This is a genomic window from Pseudomonas chlororaphis (genome assembly GCA_001023535.1).
Classification (GTDB): domain Bacteria; phylum Pseudomonadota; class Gammaproteobacteria; order Pseudomonadales; family Pseudomonadaceae; genus Aquipseudomonas; species Aquipseudomonas chlororaphis_E.
Window position 1 is genome coordinate 5,123,287 of sequence record CP011020.1, and the last position, 25,519, is coordinate 5,148,805.

The 25,519-nt window shown below is 62.5% G+C and carries 24 protein-coding genes and 2 pseudogenes; 17 read left to right on the forward strand and 9 right to left on the reverse strand.

Features of this window, described 5'->3' with window-relative positions:
* Window positions 1-11 precede the first annotated feature (11 nt).
* Together VM99_22370 and VM99_22375 are read left to right on the forward strand one after the other, a co-directional pair.
* Entirely contained in the window at window positions 12-950 is a 939-nt protein-coding gene (locus VM99_22370) for a fructokinase (protein ID AKK00679.1), read from the forward strand.
* Between the two features lie 193 nt (window positions 951-1,143).
* Entirely contained in the window at window positions 1,144-1,404 is a 261-nt protein-coding gene (locus tag VM99_22375) for a hypothetical protein (GenBank protein AKK00680.1), read from the forward strand.
* Between the two features lie 83 nt (window positions 1,405-1,487).
* Here the strand turns inward: VM99_22375 and VM99_22380 are convergent, their stop codons facing one another.
* From VM99_22380 to VM99_22395, 4 genes and pseudogenes are all read right to left on the reverse strand, one after another.
* On the reverse strand, window positions 1,488-1,766 hold the full coding sequence (locus tag VM99_22380; GenBank protein AKK00681.1) for a hypothetical protein: 279 nt from the start codon (window positions 1,764-1,766) through the stop codon (window positions 1,488-1,490).
* A 398-nt stretch (window positions 1,767-2,164) separates the two neighbouring features.
* Window positions 2,165-3,169 (reverse strand): annotated as a pseudogene (locus tag VM99_22385) (threonine dehydratase).
* Window positions 3,170-3,434: 265 nt separating this feature from the next.
* On the reverse strand, window positions 3,435-4,583 hold the full coding sequence (locus VM99_22390; GenBank protein ID AKK00682.1) for an oxidoreductase: 1,149 nt from the start codon (window positions 4,581-4,583) through the stop codon (window positions 3,435-3,437).
* A 45-nt stretch (window positions 4,584-4,628) separates the two neighbouring features.
* Entirely contained in the window at window positions 4,629-4,973 is a 345-nt protein-coding gene (locus VM99_22395) for a hypothetical protein (protein ID AKK00683.1), read from the reverse strand.
* Window positions 4,974-5,186: 213 nt separating this feature from the next.
* Between VM99_22395 and VM99_22400 the strand changes: the two genes are divergently transcribed.
* A complete protein-coding gene (locus VM99_22400; GenBank protein AKK00684.1) occupies window positions 5,187-6,086 on the forward strand; it encodes a DNA repair protein in 900 nt (299 codons plus the stop codon).
* A gap of 9 nt (window positions 6,087-6,095) precedes the next feature.
* Window positions 6,096-8,081, forward strand: a pseudogene (ligD, locus tag VM99_22405) (ATP-dependent DNA ligase).
* A 21-nt stretch (window positions 8,082-8,102) separates the two neighbouring features.
* Here the strand turns inward: ligD and VM99_22410 are convergent.
* Window positions 8,103-9,002, reverse strand: a complete 900-nt coding sequence (locus VM99_22410) for an aspartyl beta-hydroxylase (protein ID AKK00685.1) — start codon at window positions 9,000-9,002, stop codon at window positions 8,103-8,105.
* Window positions 9,003-9,426: 424 nt separating this feature from the next.
* On the opposite strand from VM99_22410, the gene VM99_22415 reads away from it, so the two are divergent.
* Together VM99_22415 and VM99_22420 are read left to right on the forward strand one after the other, a co-directional pair.
* On the forward strand, window positions 9,427-10,989 hold the full coding sequence (locus VM99_22415; GenBank protein ID AKK00686.1) for an ABC transporter ATP-binding protein: 1,563 nt from the start codon (window positions 9,427-9,429) through the stop codon (window positions 10,987-10,989).
* A 275-nt stretch (window positions 10,990-11,264) separates the two neighbouring features.
* On the forward strand, window positions 11,265-12,458 hold the full coding sequence (locus VM99_22420) for an MFS transporter (GenBank protein AKK00687.1): 1,194 nt from the start codon (window positions 11,265-11,267) through the stop codon (window positions 12,456-12,458).
* Here the strand turns inward: VM99_22420 and VM99_22425 are convergent.
* Both VM99_22425 and VM99_22430 read right to left on the reverse strand, forming a co-directional pair.
* Window positions 12,452-13,489, reverse strand: a complete 1,038-nt coding sequence (locus VM99_22425; protein AKK00688.1) for a dienelactone hydrolase — start codon at window positions 13,487-13,489, stop codon at window positions 12,452-12,454. The two genes, VM99_22420 and VM99_22425, sit on opposite strands and share 7 nt — an antisense overlap.
* A gap of 178 nt (window positions 13,490-13,667) precedes the next feature.
* The gene (locus VM99_22430; protein ID AKK00689.1) at window positions 13,668-14,276 is read right to left on the reverse strand and encodes an FMN-dependent NADH-azoreductase; all 609 of its coding nucleotides are present in this window, start codon (window positions 14,274-14,276) and stop codon (window positions 13,668-13,670) included.
* 131 nt (window positions 14,277-14,407) lie between these two features.
* On the opposite strand from VM99_22430, the gene VM99_22435 reads away from it, so the two are divergent.
* Window positions 14,408-15,316 carry a LysR family transcriptional regulator gene (locus VM99_22435; GenBank protein ID AKK00690.1) on the forward strand — a complete coding sequence of 303 codons (909 nt, stop codon included), beginning with the start codon at window positions 14,408-14,410 and terminating at the stop codon, window positions 15,314-15,316.
* The gene (locus VM99_22440; protein AKK00691.1) at window positions 15,313-15,666 is read left to right on the forward strand and encodes a hypothetical protein; all 354 of its coding nucleotides are present in this window, start codon (window positions 15,313-15,315) and stop codon (window positions 15,664-15,666) included. The genes VM99_22435 and VM99_22440 overlap by 4 nt, the downstream gene beginning before the upstream one ends.
* 3 nt (window positions 15,667-15,669) lie before the next feature.
* Here VM99_22440 and VM99_22445 read toward each other — a convergent pair whose 3' ends face one another.
* The gene (locus tag VM99_22445; protein ID AKK00692.1) at window positions 15,670-16,086 is read right to left on the reverse strand and encodes a membrane protein; all 417 of its coding nucleotides are present in this window, start codon (window positions 16,084-16,086) and stop codon (window positions 15,670-15,672) included.
* The gene (locus VM99_22450) at window positions 16,083-16,913 is read right to left on the reverse strand and encodes a UDP pyrophosphate phosphatase (GenBank protein AKK00693.1); all 831 of its coding nucleotides are present in this window, start codon (window positions 16,911-16,913) and stop codon (window positions 16,083-16,085) included. The genes VM99_22445 and VM99_22450 overlap by 4 nt, the downstream gene beginning before the upstream one ends.
* 274 nt (window positions 16,914-17,187) lie before the next feature.
* On the opposite strand from VM99_22450, the gene VM99_22455 reads away from it, so the two are divergent.
* From VM99_22455 to VM99_22495, 9 genes are all read left to right on the forward strand, one after another.
* Window positions 17,188-18,822 carry a chemotaxis protein gene (locus VM99_22455; protein ID AKK00694.1) on the forward strand — a complete coding sequence of 545 codons (1,635 nt, stop codon included), beginning with the start codon at window positions 17,188-17,190 and terminating at the stop codon, window positions 18,820-18,822.
* Between the two features lie 187 nt (window positions 18,823-19,009).
* Window positions 19,010-19,573, forward strand: coding sequence for an aminotransferase (locus VM99_22460; protein ID AKK00695.1), 564 nt, complete (start codon window positions 19,010-19,012; stop codon window positions 19,571-19,573).
* Window positions 19,570-20,109 carry an N-acetylglucosamine-6-sulfatase gene (locus tag VM99_22465; GenBank protein ID AKK00696.1) on the forward strand — a complete coding sequence of 180 codons (540 nt, stop codon included), beginning with the start codon at window positions 19,570-19,572 and terminating at the stop codon, window positions 20,107-20,109. Before VM99_22460 ends, VM99_22465 begins: the two co-directional genes overlap by 4 nt.
* Window positions 20,110-20,404: 295 nt before the next feature.
* Window positions 20,405-20,851: a hypothetical protein gene (locus VM99_22470; GenBank protein ID AKK00697.1), complete on the forward strand. Its 447-nt coding sequence runs from the start codon at window positions 20,405-20,407 to the stop codon at window positions 20,849-20,851.
* Window position 20,852: 1 nt separating this feature from the next.
* Window positions 20,853-21,431: an autotransporter adhesin gene (locus tag VM99_22475; GenBank protein ID AKK00698.1), complete on the forward strand. Its 579-nt coding sequence runs from the start codon at window positions 20,853-20,855 to the stop codon at window positions 21,429-21,431.
* Window positions 21,432-21,493: 62 nt separating this feature from the next.
* Window positions 21,494-22,492 (forward strand): heme utilization protein, encoded by a 999-nt coding sequence (locus tag VM99_22480; GenBank protein ID AKK00699.1) that lies wholly within the window; start codon window positions 21,494-21,496, stop codon window positions 22,490-22,492.
* A gap of 172 nt (window positions 22,493-22,664) precedes the next feature.
* Complete coding sequence (locus tag VM99_22485; GenBank protein ID AKK00700.1) at window positions 22,665-23,345, forward strand: peptidase C39; 681 nt, start codon at window positions 22,665-22,667, stop codon at window positions 23,343-23,345.
* Between the two features lie 57 nt (window positions 23,346-23,402).
* The gene (locus VM99_22490) at window positions 23,403-24,149 is read left to right on the forward strand and encodes a hypothetical protein (protein ID AKK00701.1); all 747 of its coding nucleotides are present in this window, start codon (window positions 23,403-23,405) and stop codon (window positions 24,147-24,149) included.
* 45 nt (window positions 24,150-24,194) lie between these two features.
* The gene (locus VM99_22495; protein AKK00702.1) at window positions 24,195-25,478 is read left to right on the forward strand and encodes a hypothetical protein; all 1,284 of its coding nucleotides are present in this window, start codon (window positions 24,195-24,197) and stop codon (window positions 25,476-25,478) included.
* Window positions 25,479-25,519: the final 41 nt, after the last annotated feature.

Sequence of the window (25,519 nt, forward strand, 5' to 3'; positions counted from 1 at the left end):
AGCGGGCAACTATGTATTTGGTGTGTGGTGAAGCACTGTTTGATTTTTTCAGCGGGACCGAGGCGCAGACCCCTGCCTCGCAGGTGAACTTCAAGGCCCTGACCGGTGGCTCGCCGTTCAACGTGGCCGTGGGGCTGCGCCGCCTGGGGATCGAGGCCGCGCTGTTCACCGGCCTGTCCACCGACTACCTCGGTCGACGCTTGCACCAGGTCCTGGTGGATGAAGGCGTCTGCACCCATTACCTGCGGGAGGTCGATGCGCCGACGACCCTGGCGATGGTCGCCGTGGGCGCCAATGGCTCCCCCCATTACAGCTTTCGAGGGGAAGGCTGTGCCGACCGCCAGTTGCACCTGGAGCACCTGCCAGCGCTGGGCCCCGAAGTACGTGGTTTGCACGTGGGCTCGTTTTCCCTGGTGGTCCAGCCGGTGGGCGATACGCTCCTGGCCCTGGTGCTGCGCGAAAGCGGCCGGCGCCTGATCACCCTGGACCCCAACGTACGACTCAACCCGCAACCGGACATCGAACTGTGGCGCTCACGGATGGCGATGCTGGTGGAGTACGCCGACCTCATCAAGGTCAGCGACGAAGACTTGAGCCTGCTCTACCCCGAACTCGATCCCCAGGCGGTCATCGAAGGGTGGCTGCAACACCGTTGCCAGTTGGTCTTCCTGACCCGTGGCGGCCAGGGCGCCACGGTGTTCAGCCGTCAGTACGGCTCTTGGTCGATGCCCGCCTGCCCGGTGAAGATGGCAGACACCGTCGGGGCCGGCGACACGTTCCAGGCGGCGTTGATTGCCTGGCTGACGGAACAGCGACTGGATTCGATCGAAGGGCTGCACAGCCTGAGCCGCGAACAGATTGGCGCCATGCTCGAGTTCGCCATGCGTGCCGCCGCCCTGACCTGCGGCAAGACCGGGCCGGACCTGCCCTACCGGCACCAGTTGAACTGATCCCCCCAGCGGCTGCCACCCGTTCGGGCCTGGCAGTTGCCTGGGTGCACCGCAGCCAAGCGCAGCGCTTAACCGCCTTTTAATCCCGCGATCCGACACTGACCCGGACCGCGCCCTCCTCACCCCAAGGCCCTGCGCGGCAGACCTCGGTGCCCAGGCACCCGGTCGTCCTCTCTGCTGCGGAGTTCTGATCATGAATATTCGTGCGTTAATCGCCGCTGTGTCGTTGCTCAGCCTGGCCGGCTTCGCCGGTCTGGCCCAGGCCGACGACCTACAGCCCACGCCCTATCGCTATGGCATGCCGTTGGAAATCAAGAAGGTGCTGTCGTTGACGGAACCGTCCACACCTTATTGCGAAGTGGTCACTGCCCAGATGGTGTACATCGACAAAGCGGGGCAAACCCGAGATATCTCGTACAACAAGCTGTCGCAGGCTTGCACGAGCGCGGACTGAACGCCAACGCCCTGGAAAAACTGGACGCCGGGTTCGGACGTTGACCGGACCCAGGCGTCAGGCTTACCGGGAAAAGGCCGCCGTTAGCGCCCGGTCATTCGGTGCTGCTGATGAACATGGCTGCCCATGTGGTGGCCGTGATCGAGTTCAGTACGCAACTCGGCAATCAGGTCGTTGATCGCCCGGCAACCGGTGAGCTTCTTGGCATCGATATCGGATTTGATCAACGCCACGCGATCGGTCTCATGATCGTCATAAATCTTGACCGTCATTGTCAGATCGGGTGACAAGCTGCATTGGGAGCGCTTGGGCAACAAGCTGCTTTCAATGATGTTTCGCATTTCGAGGGCAGATAAAAACATGGCGACTCTCTCCTGTTGAGGCGGCCAACTTATGTATACGACGGCGGTATTTTCGTCCGTTTCTTCCCTGCGGACTGGGACTACGAATGCCGAGCCGTTCGTTCGTCTTTTGGCGTTGTGATTCAATGAGTCCAACCAGCGGACTCCTGAACACTCTCGCTCCTGAACACTCTCGCAAAAAATATACCTGCAATGCCGAAAACAGAGATTGATATCAATCAATGACTTAGCGACGTTGCCTGGCGCACCGCCCGTGCAGAATGCAAGGAAACGGCGCTTTCTTCATGCAAACTGCAATTGCATTCATCCTGTCGAAGCCAGAGTAGCCCCAATTTGGCTCGCGCAAGTGGGCGTCCGTCGCCTCGTTCAAAAAAAGTGTGACGTGGCGTAAAAATTCAAACGGCGTCTACCGCCGCGCGCTCCGCCACATGGCGCAAGCTGTCGAAATTGATGTTGGCCCCCGAGTTGATCGCCACCCAGGTCTGGTCTCGCAGACCGGTGCGGGCGGCGTACTGCTTGATGCCCGCCACCGCCAGCGCACCCGAGGGCTCGGTGATAGAACGGGTGTCGTCATAGATGTCCTTGATCGCCGCGCACAGTTGGTCGTTACTCACGGTGATCACTTCATCGACGCAGAACCGGCAAACCTCGAAGCTGTGGACGCCTATCTGCGCCACGGCGACGCCGTCGGCGAAAGTGCCCACTTCGGCCAGGATGACTCGCTCTGCTGCGCTCAACGCGGCGGCAAGGCACGCAGAATGCTCAGACTCGACCCCGATGATCCGCACGTCTGGCCGCAGGTACTTGATGTAGGCAGCGATCCCGGCGATCAATCCGCCACCGCCCACCGGAACAAAGATCGCATCCAGTTGGCCAGGGTGCTGGCGCAGGATTTCCATGGCGACGGTGCCCTGCCCGGCAATCACTTGCGGGTCATCGAACGGCGACACGAACTCGCGCCCCGTCTGCCGGGCCAGTTCCAGCGCATAGGCCAGGGCGAATGGAAAGCTCTCGCCGTGCAACAACGCCTCGGCGCCGCGGTTGCGCACGCCCAGCACTTTCAGCTCCGGGGTCGTGAGGGGCATCACGATGCTGGCCGAAATCCCCAGCTCCCGGGCCGCCAGTGCCACGCCCTGGGCATGGTTGCCCGCCGAGGCGGTGATGACACCCCGGGCGCGCTGCTCCGGGGTCAGTTGCACGAGTTTGTTGTAGGCACCGCGGATCTTGAAAGAAAACGTCGGTTGCAAGTCCTCGCGCTTGAGCAGGATCCGGTTGCCCAAGGTTTCAGACAATGCCGGGGCCGCTTGCAGCGGCGTGCGCACTGCCAGCTCGTACACCGGCGCGGCGAGGATCTTCTTGACGTAGTGCTCCAGCAGGGTTTGCTCGGCGGGGGTAGCGGTCATGGCGGTCTCCTGGTTTGGACAGAACCCGGGAGACAGAAAGAAAAAACCCGCCTCCAGGGCGGGTTGGGTGCAGCCGACAGCTAACCCGCCAAATAAGGAATGGCGGTAATAATGCTTGGCTGGCTGCGCAGTACGGTGAAAGTCATGCCTGGAAACTAGCCGGGCGTTGAAGGCAAGTCAATTGCAATTTGCACCCATGAGGTCTGCTTGTGGGAGCCTGGCCACGGCAACCCGACTCCCAACAGCCTCGTGGGCGCGACCTTATCTATTTCAGACCGACTTTATACAACGCCCCGCTGGCCTCATCCGTCAGCACATACAGGTAGCCATCCGGCCCCTGGCGCACGTCGCGCACGCGCTCGCCGAGTTCACCCAGCAGGCGTTCCTCATGAACCACCTTGTCGCCTTCGAATTCCAGGCGGATCAGCTCCTTGGACGCCAACGCCCCGATGAACACGTTGCGCTGCCAGGCCTTGAAGCGGTCATTGTCGTAGAACGCCATGCCGCTGAGCCCTGGCGACACTTGCCAGACATGCAGCGGGCCAAGGGTGCCTTCGACGGTCTTGCCCTGGGCTTCGGGAATCGGGGCACCCGAATAGTTGATGCCGTGGGTCGCCAGCGGCCAGCCATAATTCTGGCCTCGCTCGATGACGTTCAGCTCATCGCCGCCCTTGGGCCCATGTTCGTTCTCCCACAAGGTGCCATTCCAGGGGTTCAGGGCTGCGCCCTGGGGATTGCGCATGCCATAGGACCAGATCTCGGGACGGACGTTTTTCTGCCCGACAAAAGGGTTGTCGTCCGGGACCTTGCCGTCCGGGTAGATACGTACGACCTTGCCCTGCAGCTTGTCCAGGTCCTGGGCGGTAGGCCGGTCATTGTTCTCCCCCAAGGTAATGAACAGGTAGCCGTCCCGGTCGAACACCAGCCGTGAGCCGAAGTGATTGCCCGTCGACAGCTTGGGTTGCTGGCGGAAGATCACATTGAAATTTTCCAGGCGCTTGCGGTCTTCGGACAGTTGTCCCCGGCCCACGGCAGTGCCCGCCTTGCCATCGGCTCCCGCTTCGGCATAAGACAGGTAGACGGTGCGATCCTGCAGGAAGTCCGGTGACAGTACGACGTCGAGCAAGCCGCCCTGCCCCTCGGCCCACACCTCGGGCACGCCGCTCAATGGCGCAGAGAGCTGGCCATCAGGGCTTACCACGCGCAGATTGCCCGTGCGCTCGGTGACCAGCATGCCCTGCTGGCCGGGCAGGAACGCCACAGACCAGGGATGTTGCAGCCCCTTGGTCAACGTGGTCACCTCCAGGGTGCCTTCCTCGCTCTTGAACTGTTGGGTCTGCGCGGCTGAAACCGGCGTGACCAGGGTGAGAACCGCGCTGGCGCAAAAGATCGCCAGGAGTGTTTTAGGCAACATGCACACGTCCTTCTGTAATGGAAATAAGTCAGCCAGGCTCCACGCCTAGCGATGGCTGTCCTGGGTTCCTCTGGGGGGTGTCGGGGATTCGATGGTGGGCCGTGGCGAGCCCGTTGGCGGGCCGGAGCGTGGGTAGCCGTTGCCGATCCCGCCATTGTCCAGGGTGGGTGGCCGAGGCACCGGCACCGTCGGGTTGTTCTGGATCGTCGGCACATTCGACCGGGTGCCCTGCATGCTATTGGGATTGGCCCGCCGTGTCGGGCTGTTATAGGGGTTGCTGTTGCCCGGCAGGTTCTGGGCGACGACGAACGCCGGGCTGGGCGATGGCGCGGCGGCCTGGGCCAGCGGGGCCATGAGTAGCGCCATGAGGGCGAGCATCAGCCGGTTCATTTCGGACACCTCCTGGATTCAGCCATATCGAAAGCACGCTACGCCGCAGGTTCGCCGTTGTTAAGCGAAATATCCCCGCGAAGATGTAACCAGGCATCTCTAAGACGGCCCTTGCGTCGCACAGACGACGCTTGCCAGCCAGCGCACGGTGGAAACTTTTCCAAAGGCCCGACGGTCACCAGAGAGACATCCATCGACAAGGACATCACCACCATGGTCAGGGCAATCTGGAAAGGCGCAATCAGTTTCGGACTGGTCCACATTCCTGTCGCGCTGGTGTCGGCGACCTCGTCCCAAGGCGTCGATTTCGATTGGCTGGACAAGCGCAGCATGGACCCGGTGGGCTACAAACGGGTCAACAAGGTCACGGGCAAGGAAGTGACCAAGGAGAACATCGTCAAAGGCGTCCAATACCAGAAAGGCCAGTATGTCCTGCTCGACGAAGAGGAAATCCGCTCGGCGCACCCCAAATCCACCCAGACCATCGACATTTTTTCCTTTGTCGACAGCGAGAAGATCCCGCTGCAAAACATCGACACGCCGTACTTCCTGGCACCCGACAAGCGCGGCGGCAAAGTCTATGCGCTGCTGCGCGAAACCCTGGTCAAGACCCACAAAGTGGCCCTGGCCCATGTCGTGCTGCACACACGCCAGCACTTGGCCGCGCTGATGCCGCTGGAGTCGGCGCTGGTGCTGGTGATGCTGCGTTGGCCGGCGGAGGTGCGCGAGCTGGACATTCTCGAACTGGGTGACGAGGTCACCAAGCCCCATCTGGTCAAGGGCGAACTGGACATGGCCAGGCGCCTGGTGGAAGACATGAGTGCCGACTGGACGCCGGAAGAATACCGCGACAGCTTCCAGGACAGGATCATGGAACTGGTCGAGAAGAAAGCCAACGAGGGCCGGCTCGAAGCGGTGGAGACCGACCCGGGCGAAGAACAACGCAAGAGCGCCGACGTCATCGACCTTACCGAACTGCTCAAGCGCAGCCTGGGCAGCAAAGGCAAGGCGCCGGACAAACCGACAAAAACCGCGGCAAAACCCTCTGCAAAAACAGCGAAAACCAGCAAGTCCGCCCCCGCAAAAAAAGCCACCAAGGCCTCCCGGGGCTAAGCCCCGGCTGCCAGCTATACAAGGGAACCTGTCATGGCCAAGGCCAAGCGCGAATCTGCCCGTGTGTCCGCTACCCATCGGGACAAAACCACCCGCCCCAACCGCCACCCGCTGCCCGAACGGCTGTTACCACAATTGGCAACACCCGTGGAACAGCCGCCCTCGGGCGAATGGCGCTATGAAGTCAAATTCGATGGCTACCGGCTGATGACCCGCATCGAGAACGGCAACATTCGCCTGCTCAGCGGCAATCATGAGGACTGGACCGCGCGGCTCAAGTTGCACGTCGACGCCCTGGCCGAATTAAACCTGGGGGACAGCTGGCTGGACGGTGACCTGATCCTGCTGGACGACGACGGTCAATCGGACCTCGCCGCCCTGCGCAACGCCCTCGATATTGGCCGCACCGTGGACCTGGTGTACGTGCTGTTCGACGCGCCCTTCCTCAATGGCGAGGATCTGCGGCAAACGCCGGTGGAAGAGCGCCGCGCCGCGCTGAAGCAGGTCCTGCGGGGCCACGCCGGCAAGCGCTTGCGGTTTTCCGAGGCTTTTTCCGCCAGCGAGGACGAAATACTCGAAAGCGCGAGTGCCCTGTCACTGGACCGGGTGGTCGGCAAACGCCTGGGCAGCCCCTATGTGTCGCGGCGCAGCAGCGATTGGGTCAACCTCAAATGCCGATTGCGCCAGGCCTTCGTGATTGTCGGCTTCACCCGCCCCCAAGACCGGCCCGACGGCTTCGGCGCGCTGCTGCTTGCGGTCAACGACGGTGCCGGACTGGTGTATGCCGGGCGAGTTGCCACGGGGTTTACCCGGGCGCAGAGGGAGCAACTGCAAGCGGCCTTGTCCGCGCGGGAACGCGACACTTCGCCCTTGGCCAAACCGGTCAGCCCCGTGCAGGCGCGTGGTGTGCAGTGGGTCGAACCCGATTCGGTGGGTGAAGTCGAATTCACCGAGTGGACCGCCAATGGCCTGGTGCACCGCCCGGCCTTCGTCGAACTGCTGGCCGACATGCCGGCGGGCAAGATCGTCCGCGAGCACCCGTTGCCGCTCAAGCACCAAGCCTCCCCCCCGCAACGCGGCCGCAAGCAGCGTACGGTGGAGGTGGCGGGTGTGAGCATCACCCACCCGGACCGGGTCATCGACAGCCTCAGCGGCGTGCAGAAAGCCGAGCTGGCCCAGTACTACGCCGACATCGCCCCGTGGATCCTGCCGCACTTGAAACAACGGCCCGTCGCGTTGCTGCGCGCGCCCGACGGGATCGGCGAGGAACAGTTCTTCCAGAAGCATGCCGATCGCCTGGAGATCCCCCACATCAGGCAACTGGACCAGGCGCTGGACCCGGGCCACGCGGCCCTGATGGAAATCGACAGCGTCCAGTCGCTGGTCAGCGCCGCACAGATGGGCACCGTGGAATTGCACACCTGGACCGCCACCCACGAGCGGATCGAAACGCCTGACCTGTTTGTCCTGGACCTGGACCCCGATCCGTCGTTGCCCTGGAGCGCCATGCTGGAAACCACCCGCCTGACCTTGTCGGTGCTCGATGAGCTGGGCTTGCAGGCGTTCCTCAAGACCAGTGGCGGCAAGGGCATGCACGTCATCGTGCCGTTGGCGCGCAGCGAAGGGTGGGACACCACCAAGGCATTCGCCAAGGCAATCTCCCAGTTCCTGGCGCGGGAGGTGCCGCAAAAGATCACCGCCACCCTGGGCCCGAAGAATCGGGTCGGCAAGGTATTCGTCGATTACCTACGCAACGCCCGCGGCGCCAGCACGGTGAGCGCCTACTCGGTTCGGGCGCGGCCGGGGTTGCCGGTCTCGGTGCCGATTGCCCGCGCCGAGCTGGATGGCCTGCGCAACGCCCAGCAATGGGACATCAACACCGCACTGGAACGGGCCCGGGGCCTGGGGGCCGATCCGTGGGAAGGCTATGCCCATCGCCAACGGATCGGCGCCAGGATGTGGGAGCAATTGGGCGCGAAGAAGCCCGTGCAATGATCACCTAGGCCAGGCGCGCCTTCAGATCCAGACGAAAATCGCCAGCAGAGCGCCGAAGAAGGCCCATTTCTGCAAGTAATACAGCTTGCGGTTGCGCTTCTTCAGCGCCTTGCCTTGCAGTCGGATCTTGTACAGCCTGGAAAACGCCCGGTTCAAGCCGCCGGTCTTGTCACCGGCGTCGTTGGGGGCACCGGCGGCGGCCATCACGGTGCGGCTGAACCAGCGGTTGAACGCCGTGGCCCAGCGAAACCTCATCGGCCGTTCCACGTCGCAGAACAGGATGATGCGGTTATGGGGCGTGGTGTTTTCGGCGTAATGGATGAACGTCTCGTCGAACACCACCGCCTCGCCATCGCGCCAATGGTAGGACTCGCCATCGACATTGATGTAGCAACCGGCATCGTTCGGCGTTTCCAGGCCCAGGTGATACCGATAGGAGCCGGCATACGGGTCGCGGTGGCGAACCAGCTTGGAGCCCGGCGGCAGCTCGGCGAACATCGCCGCCTTGATCGAGCCGATGCCTTGCACCAGTTCGGTGGTGCGCGGGCACAGCTTCATGGCCGACGGGTGGCTGTCGCCGTACCACTTGAGGTAGAAGCGCTTCCAACCGGTCTTGAAGAACGAGTTGAAGCCTACGTCATCGTACTGATTGGAACGTTTGATCTCCCCGGCCTGCAGCAGGCTCAGGCCTTCGGCGCGGATCTCTTGCCAATGGGTCTGCAACGGGCTCAGGTCTGGAAAGTCGGCGGGGCTCAGGTACGGCCGGTTGGGCAGCTTCGAGCACAGATAAAGCAGGCAATTGATAGGCGCGAGGAAAGACGAATGGTCGCTCAGTTGCCGCCCGAACTTGTGCCGCACGCGCCCCCGCAGGTGTACGTAGCCGATGGACAGGATGTAGATCGCAGCGAGAATGAGTTTCACGAAGTCCGTCGCAATACTGGAGTGAACAGGCTGCTTATCCCGCTCGATCAGACGACACGGGAGGTGGCATGAGTGAGATGGCATTCTAGCCAGAGTTTGTAACTGAAAGTTATCCTCATTTGTGAAAAACTGTCTTGCCCGAGCAATACCCTATCGTTAATGCGGCCAGACCAGTACAATCGCCGCCAAACTTCAGCGCCCCCTTTTTTGGCCGATACCGCGACCCCGGCTTCGGCGCACGTCGACCGGGCCAGGCGCTCCGTATGCTGCTGTCCTCTTATGCCGGATGGACCCTTGCGCTCGCCGCGACGCCTTTAGTGCGCTCCCGATCGGCGCAAACAGGTACTGAACAGGTACTGCCGCACCCTTAGCTACTCTGAATGTTCCGCAGGATAAACCTTTGATCTCTACAGCTAACATCACGATGCAGTTCGGCGCCAAGCCGCTGTTCGAAAACGTCTCTGTCAAATTCGGCGCGGGCAACCGCTACGGCCTGATCGGTGCCAACGGTTGCGGCAAGTCGACTTTCATGAAAATCCTCGGTGGCGACCTCGAGCCGTCCGGCGGCCAGGTCATGCTCGAGCCGAACGTGCGCCTGGGTAAACTGCGCCAGGACCAGTTCGCCTACGAACAATTCACCGTGATCGATACCGTGATCATGGGTCACGAAGAGCTGTGGAAGGTCAAGGCCGAGCGCGATCGCATCTATTCCCTGCCGGAAATGACCGAAGAAGACGGCATGGCCGTGGCCGAGCTGGAAACCGAGTTCGCCGAAATGGACGGCTACACCGCCGAATCCCGTGCCGGCGAACTGCTGCTGGGCCTGGGCATTCCATTAGAGCAACACTTCGGCCCGATGACCGAAGTCGCGCCGGGCTGGAAGCTGCGCGTGCTGCTCGCCCAGGCGCTGTTCTCCGATCCGGAAGTGCTGTTGCTCGACGAACCGACCAACCACCTGGACATCAACACCATTCGCTGGCTGGAAAACATTCTCACGGCGCGTAACAGCACCATGATCATCATTTCCCACGACCGGCACTTCCTCAACAGCGTCTGCACCCACATGGCCGACCTGGACTACGGCGAGCTGCGCCTGTTCCCGGGCAACTACGACGAGTACATGATCGCGGCCACCCAGTCCCGCGAGCAGCTGCTGTCGGACAACGCCAAGAAGAAAGCCCAGATCGCCGAGCTGCAGACCTTCGTCAGCCGCTTCTCGGCCAACGCCTCGAAAGCCAAGCAGGCCACCTCCCGCGCCAAGCAGATCGACAAGATCCAGCTCGCCGAGGTCAAGCCATCGAGCCGCGTGAGCCCGTTCATCCGCTTCGAACAGACCAAGAAACTGCACCGCCAGGCGGTGACCATCGAACGCATGTCCAAGGGCTTCGACGGCAAGACCCTGTTCAAGAACTTCAGCTTCACCGTCGAAGCCGGCGAGCGCGTGGCGATCATCGGCCCCAACGGCATCGGCAAGACCACCCTGCTGCGCACCCTGATGGGCGAGCTGGCGCCGGACGCCGGCTCGGTGAAGTGGACCGAAAGCGCGGAACTGGGCTACTACGCCCAGGACCATGCCCATGACTTCGCCGACGATGTCAGCCTGTTCGACTGGATGGGCCAATGGACCCAAGGCGAGCAGATGATCCGTGGCACCCTGGGCCGCATGCTGTTTTCCAACGACGAGATCCTCAAGTCGGTCAAGGTCATCTCCGGTGGTGAACAGGGTCGCATGCTGTTCGGCAAGCTGATCCTGCAAAAGCCCAACGTGCTGGTGATGGACGAACCGACCAACCACCTGGACATGGAATCCATCGAGGCGTTGAACCTGGCGCTGGAAAACTACCCGGGCACGCTGATCTTCGTCAGCCACGACCGTGAGTTCGTCTCGTCCCTGGCCACTCGCATCATCGAGCTGAGCGCGGACGGCGTGGTCGACTTCAGCGGCACCTACGACGACTACCTGCGCAGCCAGGGTGTGATGTTCTAAGTCAGCCTCGAACTGCAAGCTACACGTGAAAAGCCCTGTCCGATGTGACAGGGCTTTTTCATTTCAGCCGCACATCCCCTGTGGGAGCGGGCTTGCTCGCGAAAGCGGCCTGCCTGCCAACACTCTTATCAATGACACACCGTCTTCGCGAGCAAGCCCGCTCCCACAAGGGATCTGTGGTGACCTTCAATGTGCACATTTAGTTAGCCTGCTTTCTTTTATCCGTTCCCCGAGCCATGATGAAGCACTCTTACCGCCGCCCGCGAACGAGCCCCATGTCCACACCCTCTTCTTCGCCCAGTTCCCTGTCGATCACCCTGCAGATCGTCTCGATCGTTTTCTATACCTTCATTGCCTTCCTCTGCATCGGCCTGCCGATTGCCGTGTTGCCGGGGTATGTGCACGAACAGCTGGGCTTCAGCGCGGTGGTGGCGGGGTTGACCATCGGCTCCCAGTACCTGGCCACCCTGCTCAGCCGGCCCATGGCCGGGCGGGTGTCGGACAGCGTCGGCACCAAGCGTGCGATCGTCTACGGCTTGTCGGGGATTGTGCTCAGTGGCGTGCTGACCTTGCTCTCGACGCTGCTGCAAAGCCTGCCGCTGGTGAGCCTGGTGATCCTGATTGTTGCCCGCTTGCTGCTCGGCATCGCCCAGGGCCTGATTGGCGTGGGCACTATCAGTTGGTGCATGGGCCAGGTGGGCGTGGAGCATACCGCCCGCTCGATTTCCTGGAACGGCATCGCCTCGTACGGGGCCATCGCCATCGGTGCTCCGCTGGGGGTGGTGATGGTCGATGCGCTGGGGTTCACCAGCCTGGGGCTCGCGTTGTCGTTGCTGGCCGGCTTGGCGCTGCTGATGATTCGCCACAAACCTTCTGTGCCGGTCATCCGCGGCGAACGCCTGCCCTTCTGGGCGGTGTTCGGGCGCATTGCGCCATACGGCGCGAGCCTGAGCCTGGCCTCGATCGGCTATGGCACCCTCACCACGTTCATCACGCTGTTCTATGTCAGCCGCGGCTGGACCGGCGCTGCCTGGTGCCTGACGGTCTTCGGCATCTGCTTCATCCTGGCCCGGTTACTGTTCATTTCCAGCATTGCCCGCTTCGGCGGCTTCAGCTCGGCCATCGCCTGCATGAGCATCGAAACCGTGGGGCTGGCGCTGCTTTGGCTGGCGCCGTCCACCGCATTCGCCCTGGTGGGTGCCGGGCTGGCGGGGTTCGGACTGTCGTTGGTGTACCCGGCGCTGGGCGTGGAAGCGATCAAACAAGTGCCCAACACCAGTCGCGGCGCGGGGTTGAGCGCCTACGCGGTGTTCTTTGACCTGGCGCTGGCGATTGCCGGCCCGCTGATGGGGGCGGTGGCGCTGAACCTGGGCTATTCGTCGATCTTTTTCTGCGCGGCGCTGCTGTCCATCACCGGCCTCGGCCTGACTCTGCTGCTACGTCGGCGGGCCGAACAGAAAGGCTATTGATCGGCAGTATTCAAGCCCGCTCGGCTCGGCTTGCCCAGGGCATCGCTGAAAAAGCGCCCGGCCTCGGAAATCATCGTCCGGTGGATGTCTTTACGGTCAACGCCATCGGCATCGGTGCACAGGGCCGGCATTGCGGCAATCTGCTCTTCGGTGCACGGCGCCAAAAAGACGAAATGCCCAGCGCCCGCCAGTGTCTTGAAGTCCGGTGCGATAGGCAGCTTGCGCGCCAGCGCGGCGGCATTCTTGTCGAAGGCCACGAGCTTGTCGCCGTCACCGCTGTAGAGCAGCACCGGCACATGGACGTCCGCCAGGGTGTGCCGGCCAAACTTCAGGCTCAACGGCGCCATGAGCAACAGCGCCCGAACCCTGGGGTCGGCCTCGGGTTGCAGGTCATCTCGGTCGGCGATCAACTCGCCCTGGGTGTTGCAGGCGTCACGGTCGTCAGGCCGCTCCTGGCAATAGCGGCGCAGGCGATTAAGGTCGGGCGTGGCACCGGACAGGATCAATGCGGTCTCGCCCCCGGCCGAGTAACCGATGACCCCCACTTGCCCGGCATTGACGAACGGCGAGAGCATCGAATCGTTCAGCGTCGCGGTAATGGCGGCGGAAATCTGGATCGGCCGCCCGTACAGGTTGCTCAAAGTGCCGAGCCGGCTATGGTCCTGGGCGTTATCCCCTGGATGAATCACCGCCACCACCACGAAGCCCTTGCGCGCCAATGAGGTAGCCAAGTCGTGCAGGGCCAACGGCGTACCGGTATTGCCGTGGGACAGCATCAGCAGTGGGAAACGGCCAATGGCGATCTGGGCTTCCGGGGCGGCATCGATCTGGTAGCCACCCAGTTGGCTGGACTGGTCCCTGGCGGTAGACGGGTAGAAGGCAATGGCGTGCATCGGCTGGCGGTCCAGCGGATCGAGAAAGCTCAACTCATGGAATCCGGCGCTCCAATGCGGATGCGGCGCCGGGGCGGCCTGCACTGAACCCAGGCTGCCGAGCAGGCAAAACAGTAATTGCGCACCAAGACGTATCATCGCATCTTCCACTTTCACCACCCGGCCAGATACCCGGTAGCTCGCAGCTTGGCGTGCATAACCTGCGCCAAAAGCCTTCGCCAGATGCAGGAAAACTCTGCACCCTGGCCGTCCATGACGATCAGAGTACAGAGTTTTACCGAAGTTGCCCGAGACGCTTGGCTTTTTTACCCAAGCTTTACGCAGCGGCGAACTGCTCGCCGATCTGGGCCTTGGCTGCATTAATGCCCTTGTTACGCATGTCATCGCCCTTGGCCAGACCTTCGGCACGGACGAAATCGATGTCGGTGATGCCAAGGAAACCGAACATCACCTTCAGGTATTCCTCGTGGCCCACACTGCTTGGCTGGCCGGCATGCAAGCCACCCGCGGTGGAAACGATCACCAGCTTCTTGCCACCACACAGGCCTTCGAAACCGGCTTCGGTGTAGCGAAAGGTCTGGCCGGCCACGGCAATGCGGTCGATCCAGGCCTTGAGCTGGGTCGGAATGGTGAAGTTGTACATCGGTGCCGCGATGACGACCGCGTCAGCGGCCTGGAATTCGGCCAGCGTGGTGGCACTGAGCTCGGCTTCGTGCTGCAAGGCGGCGTCGCGCAGTTCAGCGCTGGTGCCGGCGGCAACCAAAGTCTGGGCCGAGAAATGGCTGATGGCGTCGGCGGCCAGGTCACGATAGGTCACCACAATGCCGGGCTCGGCGGCCTGCCAGGCCTGCACCACTTCGCGGCTCAATTGGCGGGAAGCGGAGTTGTCGCCCAGGATGCTCGAATCGATGTGCAGCAGTTTCATGTGAATGCTCTCCAAGTGAGGATCGCAACCAGGCGATCAATTGAGGACAATCCTATCGACGAAACCAATAGTCGATAAGACTGCATTGATGCGATAGTTCGTCCTACTGGCAGGACAATAGAGCGCCGAACATGCAAGACCTCAATGATTTGTACTATTTCGCCAAAGTTGTCGAAGCTGGCGGCTTTGCTGCCGCCGGCCGCACCCTGGGTATCCCCAAGTCACGCCTGTCGCGGCGCATTGCCGAGCTGGAAGAACGCCTCGACGCCCGCCTGCTGCAGCGCACCACCCGACAGCTAAAGCTGACGGCGGTCGGCGAACGCTACCTGCGCCATTGCCAGGCCATGTTGCTGGAAGCTGAAATGGCCGACGAGGCGGTGGCGAGCATGTCGAGCGAACCCCGTGGACGCTTGCGGGTGTCGAGCCCGGTCGGCCTGGCCCACCAGATCCTGCCGGGGGTGATCAGCGCCTTCCTGGCGAAATTCCCCCAGGTCCAGTTGGAAATGATCCTGGTCAACCGCCGGGTCGACCTGGTCAGCGAGGGCATCGATGTGGCGCTGCGGGTGCGCGACATCGGCGACGAAGACCCGCTGCTGATGACCCGCCGACTGCGCCAGGCGCGGCTGCTGATGGTCGCCAGCCCTGCGCTGATCGAAGGACGCCAGGTCAACACCCCGGAGGACCTCAAGCAGCTGCCGGTGCTTGGGGCACTGGAAGCCGATCGCCTGGTGCACATGCGCCTGCTCAAGGCCGATGGCCAAAGCGCCGAGCTGACCCTGGAGGCGCGCCTGGGCATCGACGATTTCATCGTGCGGCGCGCCTGCACCCTCGCCGGCCTGGGCTTCACTTTATTGCCCAGCATGTATTGCGAGCAGGAGTTGCTGGACGGCAGACTGGTCGAACTGTTGCCTGGCTGGTCGTCGCCGGACGGCTGGCTCCAGGCGGTCTACCCTCATCGGCGCGGCATGCTACCGGCAGTGCGCGCGTGGATCGATCATCTGGTGGAAGCCTTCGAGCTTTGTGGGGAACGAATGATATGAGTTTGAGCGAAGAGGATGTCGCGGCGTTCTGCCTGGGCTTGCCCGGTGCGCGAGAAGATTACAAATGGGGCGGCGTGCGGGTGTTTTCCATCGCCGGCAACAAAATGTTCGCCCTGCAAGGCCTGCGCAGCGATTCTCTGGCGTTCAAGGTCGACAAGGATTTGTTCCTCGGCCATTGCGATCGGCCGGGCATCCACCCCGCTCCGTACCTGGCGCGGGCCCAGTGGATCATCATGGGGGTGCCCTACCCTCTGGGCGACGACGAACTGCGCAGCCTGATCCGGCGCTCCCATCAACTGGTGGTGAGTAAATTGCCCAAGCGCGTCCAGGTTGGCCTGCTGATGGACTGACGCTCAGAACCGCCGCAACAGGCCGCCCAGGAACAACTGGTCGACCCAGAACACCTGGTGCAACAGCACGATGCACCAGAACACCAACTGGAACGAGACCTTACGGGTCTTGTGGCGGAACACCTGCTGGGCCAACAGGGCACCGGGCCAACCGCCCGCCAGTTCCACGGCGTGCAGCACGTTTTCCGGGGTACGCCAGGCATCGGCGCGAGCCTTGCGCTTGTCGCGCCAATACAGCACGAACGCCACTGCGCTGACGACGCCATAGGCCACCAGGGGCACCCACGACTCCGCCCGCAGCGCCAGCGTTAGCGAGCCGAACAGCGGCAAGGCACACAGCAACGCGAACACCACCAGTTTGAGCCGCCAGTGCTGCACCGCGCCATTGGCGGTGCGCTTGCGGGTGCCTGAATCGTTCATGGCTGGGCGGCAGACCAGTCCACCCAACCGAACTGCCAGGTGGCCAGGATCAACAGGCCGAAGGCAATCCGGTACCAGGCGAACACCGCGTAGCTGTGGCTGGCGATGAAACACAGCAAGGCCTTGACGGCGATCATGGCGAAGATGAACGCGGTGACGAAGCCGATGGCAAACACCGGAAAATCCGCCGGGACGAACAATTCACGGTACTTGTAGCCCGAATAGACGGCGGCGCCGACCATGGTGGGCATTGCCAGGAAGAACGAGAACTCGGTCGCGGTCTTGCGCGAGAGGCCGAACAGCAACCCGCCAATGATGGTGGCGCCGGAACGGGAGGTGCCGGGAATCATCGCGATGCACTGGGCCAGGCCAACCTTCAAGGCGTCCTTCCAGGTGATGTCGTCTACCGTTTCGGCGTGCACCCGATGCTGACGCTTCTCGGCCCAGAGCATCACCAGGCCGCCCACCACCAACGCCGCGGCGACCGTGATCGGGTTGAACAGGTAATGGTGAATCCAGTCGGCCAGCAACACGCCCAGCACCACCGCCGGCAAGAAGGCGATCAGCAGGTTGGCGGTAAACCGACGCGCACTCGGCTGGGTCGGCAAGCCCAGCACGACGTCAAAGATTTTTTGCCGGAATTCCCAGACCACCGCCAGGATCGCGCCGAGCTGGATGATGATGTTGAACGCCATGGAGCGCTCGCCACCAAAGACCAGCAAGTCGGCGACCACGATCTGGTGCCCGGTGCTGGAAATCGGCAGGAACTCCGTCAAGCCTTCTACCACGCCAAGAATCAGTGCCGAAAAGGCGGTCCACAAATCCATTCATCCCCCAAAAAAGCCCTGTCTGCCAGGGTCTCATCAAAATTAAAGTGTCAGGCAGGTGCCCGCAGCGGGTGCACGATAACTGCGACCGCTCAAAAAAAACCAATGAAACATCAACTCAGGCTCAGGTTTTGCGCCGCGGGGCCGAAATCCTATCAGACAAGCCCGAATAACGCTGCCGCGTTATGGGGTTAGAAAAGTCAGGCGATACCGACGGATGCTCGAGCCCCGCCGGTCGTTGCTGACAAGAATAAGAAAACTGGAGTGACAGCGTATGAATAGCTTGCGCAATGTGTCGATCAGCCGACGCTTATGGCTCATCCTGGTCGTGGCCATCGTGATGCTGTTCACGTTGGGCGCCTTGATGCTCAAACAGATCCATTACGATCTGTACCAGGCCAAGGTACAGAAGACCCAGCACGTGGTGCAGACCGCCAGTGGCGTGCTGAGCTATTACCATGGCCTGGAAACCGCCGGCACGCTGACCCGCGAAGCGGCACAGAAACAGGCGCTCAGCGCCGTGCGCGGCCTGCGCTACAACGACACCGATTATTTCTGGATCAATGACCTGACGCCGGTCATGGTCATGCACCCGACCAACCCGAAACTCGAAGGCCAGAACCTCTCGGCGATCCGCGACCCGAACGGTTTTGCCCTGTTCAACGAAATGGTCGCCATCGCCAAGTCCAAGGGCGCGGGCATGGTGGATTACCTCTGGCCGAAGCCGGGCGCCGATGCCCCGGTGGGCAAGACTTCCTACGTCAAACTGTTCGAGCCTTGGGGCTGGGTGATCGGCTCGGGGGTATACGTGGACGACGTGGCCGCGGAATTCCGCGCCCAGTTGATCAAGGCGTCGCTGGTCGGCCTGGGGATCACCCTGATCATGGCCGTGCTGTTGACGCTGATCGTGCGCAGCATCGTGCGGCCCTTGCAGGAGACGGTGAACGCCATGGCGAACATCGCCAGCGGCGAAAGCGACCTGACCCGCACCCTCGACACCCACGGCCAGGACGAAGTCACGCAACTGGCCCGGCACTTCAACGCCTTTACCGCCAAGCTGCGCCAGGTGGTGAGCCAGTTGCAGGCCTCGGCCAGTGCCCTGGGGCAATCCTCCAACGAGTTGGGCAGCGACGCCGCACAGGCCCAGGAACGCAGCCAGCAGCAGTCGCAGCAAATGGAACTGGTGGCCACGGCGATCAACCAGGTCACCTATGGCGTGCAGGACGTGGCGAAGAACGCCGAACATGCCGCCAGCGAAATGCGCGACGCCGAATCCCAGGCGCAGCAGGGCCAGGTGAACATCGACGGCAGCTTGCAGCAGATCGATCGACTGTCCCAGACCATCGACCAGGCGGTGGAGGTGATCCGCACCCTGGCCAGCGAAAGCACCCAGATTGGCAGCGTCCTGGAGGTGATCCGTTCGATTGCCGAGCAAACCAACCTGCTGGCCCTCAACGCCGCGATCGAGGCCGCCCGCGCCGGCGAACAGGGCCGCGGTTTTGCGGTGGTGGCCGATGAAGTGCGGCTGCTGGCGCAACGCACGCAGAAATCCACGGCCGAGATCCAGGCGATGATCGAGCGCTTGCAGAACCATTCCGAAGCCGCGGTCAAGGTCATCAGCGACAGCAGCCGGGCCTCGCAACTGACCATCGAACAGGCCGGCCTGGCGGGCGCCAGCCTCAACGCGATCGGCCAGGCCCTGCGCAACCTCAACAGCCTGAACGCCTCCATCGCCAGCGCGACCTTGCAACAGGCCCATGTGGTGGAAGACATCAACCAGAACGTCACCCAGGCTGCCGGCCTGTCCCACAGCACCGCCGTGGCCGCCGAACAGTCGAGCCTGGCGAGCACCCGGCTCAAGGCGTTGAGTGAGCAATTGAACGGATTGCTCACGCAGTTCCGCGTTTAACCGGTAGACCGTCTTCGCGAGCAAGCTCGCTCCCACAAGGGATCTACGGTGAGCACAAATCCTGTGTCCGCCAAGGATCAACCTGTGGGAGCGGGCTTGCTCGCGAACGCTCCAGCATTGAAGTTGGAGCTGCCCCCGCCATACCGTTTACAATCGCCGCCCTCTTCCACTTCCCCAAGGAACCACCATGTCCGGGCTCGAACTGTTTGCCGCGGCCCTCGGTGTGATCGCTGTCTGGTTGACCGTCAAGCAGAACCCCTGGTGCTGGCCGATCGGCCTGGTCATGGTGTTGCTGTACAGCTGGATTTTCTACGACGTGAAGTTGTATTCCGACATGTTGCTGCAGGTGATCTACGCCGTGCTGCAGCTCTACGGCTGGTGGCAATGGACCCGCGCCGGGCAGGCCCATGAAGGCCGTCAGGTCACGCGCCTGCAAGCGCCGTCGGTGTGGCTAGGCCTGGGCATCGGTGCGGCGGGAAGCCTGGTATTGGGCGCGGCCATGGCCCACTGGACCGACGCCGCGCAGCCCTGGCTCGACGCCGCATTGACCGGTTTCAGCCTGGTGGCCCAGTGGTGGATGGCGCAGAAACGCGTGCAATGCTGGCCGCTGTGGATCGCCCTGGACTGCATTTTCGTCGCCCTGTTCATCTACAAGGGCCTGTACCTGACCGCCGCCTTGTACGCGCTGTTCACCCTCCTGGCCGTGCAAGGCTGGCGGGAATGGCGTGCCGACCCGGCGCTGCGCGCATGAAAGTGGTCGTGCTGACGGGCCCGGAATCCAGCGGCAAGAGCTGGCTGGCCGAGCAGTTGCAGACGCACTTCGGCGGCCTGCGGGTGGACGAGTATGTCCGCCATTTCATGGAGCAGAACCCACGCGACACCTGCCTGGCCGACATCCCCGAGATCGCCACCGGGCAACTGGCCTGGGAGGACGCCGCCCGAGCCCGCCAGCCGGCGCTGCTGATCCTCGACACGCACCTGCTGAGCAACATCCTCTGGAGCCAGACCCTGTTCGGAGATTGCCCGACCTGGCTCGAACCGGCGTTGCTGAGCCGCCATTACGACCTGCACCTGCTGCTGAGCCCCGAGCAGGTCGAATGGACCGGCGACGGCTTGCGCTGCCAGCCGGAACTCGCCGAACGCATGGCCTTTTTCGAGGCGATCGAGCATTGGCTGGTTCGCCATGGGCAGCCCTACCAGTTGATCGAAGGCAACTGGGCGCAACGCCAGGAACGGGTTTTCGCCGTCGTAACCCAGTTGCTCCACCCGGATGTGTTGCATCCCTGAAACACCTCCCCCACGCCAACCCCGCCTGCAAAGCCGCTTCATCCAACGGTCATCAGGGTTGTAAAGCCGCTGAAACACCCCGCTGAAAGGCTGGATCCAGAGCCCTGGGACAGCGGGACGCAGCCTGATGGACACGGGCATTGTCTCAGCGCTGAAACAGCTGCCCTCCGCCGTGCCGCTTCGCTGACGACAACCCATTGAATCCAAAGCCGTTTCAAAACACGGCACAACACCTGCTCTGCACCACTTCGCAACGCTGGACCAGGGCCAGCCCACCGAAGAAGGAATCGCCGTCGTGGGGACTTTCGAAAGAAGTTTGACCTGTCTGCTGTTGATCGGCTGCGCCACCAGCGCAACCCTCAGCCCGCCGGTGCAGGCCGAAGGCAACGGCGTCATTGTGCTCAGCCGTGACGTGCAACCCATTCCCATCGGTCGCAATGGCGGCAAAGACCCCTACCCGACCACCGTCAATGCCAACCCATCCGAACGAATCCATCAGGTGACCACCAGCACCGAGCTGAGCGATGGCGAGTTCGCCAGCGTCGCCAGCGGCTCGTCGATCCGCGGCACCGTCACCCCGAACACCGGCATGCAGGGCCTGAACGTGGTGACCAACCCCAACGGCATGCCCGGCATGAGTGCCGGTCACGGCGGCGGCAGCGGCGGCGCGATCTCCGGCACCATCAACCGCTCGCTCAGCTCCGGCCTGGCCCCATTGGGTCGGCTGGCGGGAGGCCAATGAGATGAAGCCCGTCCTTTGCCTGCTGGCCTTGCTCGGCTCCTCCATCGCCCTTGCCGACCCAGGCGTGGCGGTGGTCAACAGCGCCAATCTGCAGGACTCCGGCAGTCGCTACACCGGCAACCTCAACATCAACCAGGCGGCCGGCGACCAGACCCAGCAGACCAATACCCGGGCCATTGCCATTGGCACCGACGCCCAGGCCACCACCACCGTACGCCAGCGTCTCGACACGCCGGCCAACCCGAACATGAACGCCACCGCCCGTATCGGCGGCAACGCATTCACCCATGGCGACGGCGTGCTGGGCGTCAACCAGTCCGCCGGGGCCAACAACCAGATGGCCAATGTCATGCGAGTGGGCATCAGTGCCCACCCGCAGAGCATTGATGACAGCGCCCTTTCCCAACAGAACGTGGCGTTGCTACCGAACTCAGGAGCAACTGGCGCCCCAACCGGCAGTCGCCAGGTCGTAACCAGCGACCAGGCCTTCACCGGCAGCCGAGGGGTGATTCAGGTGAACCAGAGTGCCGGGGTGGGGAACCACATGGCCAACACCCTGAGCATCCGGGTCGCTGACTGACCCGGCGCAGTGTGCATAAGAAAGTACCGACACTTAACCAACGACACGCAAGGAGAAACACTATGAAACCTACAATGGCACTCAAACCATTGGTTTTCGCTCTCGCCGCTGTCATGGCCATGGCCGCGCAGGCTGGCGGTAACGATAACAATCACGGCAATGGACATGGCAATGGGCACGGCCATGGCAACCATGGCCAACAAGGTCCGACGCTGGATCAAATGCTCTCCATCAGTGCCGGCGCTGGGGCTACGGTGCTGGACGAGCAGAACAGCGACGGCAACGTGGTGACCAACCAGGCCACCCGCAACACCGCTGACGCCAAGGACTCGCTCAATGGCAGCAACGGCAACATGGGCGCCAACGTCGCAGGTGGCGACGGTAACCAGCAGGACAATGCCGCCGCCCTGGCCACCGCTGACGAAAGCTTCATCTTTGGCTCGGCCGTCGCCATGTCCAGTGCTACCCAGGTCAATAACAACAACTACGTCAAGAACAACTCCACCCAAAACAATGCCTCGCTCACCAACGCGGGCAACAACGGCTCCGGCAACATCGGCATCAACGTAACCGCCGGCAACTTCAACCAACAGAAAAACAACCTGGCCATCGCCGTTTCCGGCGGTCGCGTCGCCCAAGCCTCGGCGTCGGCCGACCAGACCTCCACCGGCCTGGAAGTGGACAACAAAGGCGTGCGGACCTACAAGACCGACACCCTCACCAGCACCTACAGCGCCTCCGGTACGTTCAAGGCAAAAGGCAGCGGCACCGCCGAAGACGACAATCATGGCGGCTGGGACAACAAGGGCGGCGGTTATGGCGGCGGCCACGACGACGACAAGTTCAAGTTCAGCGCCGTGGGCACCTTCGACCTGGCCGGCAGCAACACCCAGCAGGTGTTGACCCGCGATGGCTGGAAAAACCCTGTGATCAACAACGCCACCATGAGCAACTCCATGAACGGCTTCTCCGGTAACGGTGGCGCCAACGTGTCGGCCGGCGTGGGTAACCAGCAGAGCAACTCGCTGTCCATTGCCGCCGGCTGCAAGGCTTGCATGTAGATGCGCATGAAATGAAGCCCCCGGAACCGGTCGTGCTAGCCATTCACGGGATTTGAAATGGGCCCGTGGCGAGGGAGCTTGCTCCCTGGCCACAGGGTTCACAAAGACCTTGAGCCAATAGCGTTGTCCACGAACGGGGCTTTTTTTCCACGACTCCCCAGGCGTATCGATCATGCGTGCAATGGCCCTTTCCCTGCTGCTTTGCATGGCTTGCGTGGCTGAGGCCGCGCAGATGCCGGTGGCCGCCCTGCCTGGCGGCATGTTGGTCTTCAAGCCGGTGCAAAGCGTGCGCGAGCGCAAATTCAGCGACATCGTCGAGCAGAAAACCGATTTCAGCTGCGGTGCCGCCGCGCTGGCCACGGTACTGCGCCAGGCCTATTGGCTGGATGTCGATGAAGAACACGTCATCAAGGGCATGCTGGTCAATGCCGACCAGAACCTGGTCCGCACCCAGGGGTTTTCCATGCTCGACATGAAACGCTACGTGGAAACCATCGGGATGCGCGCCCGAGGCTACCGGATACCGCCCGAAAAACTCGAAGCGGTGACCATTCCGGTGGTGGTGCTGATGGAAATACGCGGCTACAAGCACTTCGTGGTATTGCAGCGCGCCGACAAGCAATGGGTCTATATCGCCGACCCGGTGCTGGGCCATAAACGCTACGCCCAGGAAGATTTCGTCAAGGGCTGGAACGGCATCGTCTTTGCCATCGTCGGGCCAGGCTACGACAAGACCAATGCGTTGCGCAGCCCTCCGCAACCGCTGACGGCACGTAACAAGCTGGACGGGTTCAACCCGGTCAGGGATGCAGAACTGATGGATTTCGGCTTCATACAGAGCGACTTCTTTTAATCGCCGACCAACGCCAACATAACGACAATAAGGAGCAGGACGCTCCGGGAGCAGTACATGAAAACGTCACATTGGCTGACGCTGGCCTGCCTGGCCGCGTCAGTCCCGGCCCATGCCTATGCCGGATTCAAACCCATCGAAGTCAAGGATCAGGAGCTTGCCGAACTGCGCGGCCGGTATGTCATGCCCGGCCGGATCATCAGCTTTGGCATCGTCATGAGCAGCACCTGGCGCAACGCCAGTGGTGACCTGATCGGCGCCAGCAGTTCGATGCAGATCCAGGCCGCCACCATCAAGCCCGAATTCTACGTCTCCACCATCAAGCAGACCGGCAACGGCAGCGTCCCGGACCAGGGCAGCGGCAACATCACCGGTGGCGCAGGCCTTGGCACGGGCCAGGGCGTGACCCAGAGCGTACGCGCTGCCGGCGACGGCAACACCGCGTACAACAACGTCGACATCAATGTGAAGGAGAGCAGCCAGGCACCTGCCCTGGCACCCGCCCAGGGCCAGTTGCTGACGCGCGGCCAGACCATCAGCGGCAGCAACGCCGCCGGCAGCGTCGCGGTCACGGCCACCAGCAGTGGCGTGCAGATGGCGATCCAGGCCAGTCGCAACCAGGGCAGCAGCCTGCAACAAGTCGCCCAGGGCGGGCTGTTGCAGAACACCCGCCTGCTGGGCAACAGCAACCTGGTCAGCAACATGACCCAGCTCAACGTGGTGCTGAACAACAACGGCCCCAGCGCCGGAGCGCTGGACTGCAACCTGACCCAATTGCGTGGCCTGCGTAACCTCGGTTATTGAACTACGCTGCCTTTCAACCACTGGGCAAATAGGGACGACATTTTCATGTATCGATCCGTATCGTTGCGCGCTGTGATGTGTTTGAGCACGTTGTTCCCGGCAACCTTGCTACACGCGGCGCCGGATGCGGACATCGAGGCCCTGAAACAGGAACTTCTCGAGCTCAAGCAACGGTACGAGGTCCAGCAAAAGGCCCTGGCGGTGCTCGAACAGCGGGTGCGCCAGGTGGAGGACCAGCCCGCCGCCCCACAACCCAAGCGCCTGGCCAAGTCGCCGGCCGACATGAAGGGCAACCAGAGCGTGGCCGGCAACGGTGCGACGACCGCCGGCGGCAGTGGCTACGGTCAATCCCTGGCCGATGACTCGCAACCGGCGCAAAGCGTCTCCAACCTCTATGACGAGGCCAGCGGCTTCTTCGGCGGCGGCAAGTTCAGTTTCGAGACCGGCGTGACTTACTCGCGCTACGACACCCGGCAATTGATCCTCAATGGTTTCCTGGCACTGGACTCGATATTCCTGGGCAACATCAACCTCGACCGGATCAAGGCCGACACCTGGACGCTGGACCTCACCGGACGCTACAACTTCGACAATCGCTGGCAGTTCGACCTCAACGTACCGGTGATCTACCGCGAGTCCACCTACCAGTCGGGTGGGGCCAATCAAGGCGCGGCCGGTGTAACCAGCGAAGAAACCGTGACCCGCGACCCCACTATTGGTGACGTCAACTTCGGCATCGCCTACAAGTTCATGGACGAGTCGGTCAACAGCCCCGACGCCGTGGTCACCCTGCGGGTCAAGGCGCCCACCGGCAAGGATCCGTTCGGCATCAAGCTGCGCCAGTCCCAGGCCAACACCAACCTGTTCGTGCCTGAAGACCTGCCCACCGGCAACGGCGTCTGGTCGATCACCCCGGGCCTCTCGCTGGTCAAGACCTACGATCCGGCGGTGCTGTTCGGCAGCCTGTCCTATACGCACAACCTTGAAGAATCGTTCGACGACATCAGCTCCACCGTCAACCAGAAGACCCCGGGCAAGGTGCGCATCGGCGACAGCTTCCAGATCGGCGCCGGCATCGCCTTTGCTCTGAACGAGAAGATGAGCATGTCGTTCTCGGTCTCGGACCTGATCCAGAAGAAAAGCAAGCTCAAGGAGGACGGCGGGGACTGGCAATCGGTAGTCTCCAGTGACGCCAACGCCGGCTACTTCAACATCGGCATGACCGTCGCCGCCACCGACAACCTGACCATCGTGCCGAACCTGTCCATCGGGCTCACCGACGACGCGCCGGACTTCACCTTCAGCCTGAAATTTCCGTATTACTTCTAGGTAGTGTCCCCAGTGGAAGCGAGCAGGCGCGCTCCCACTGC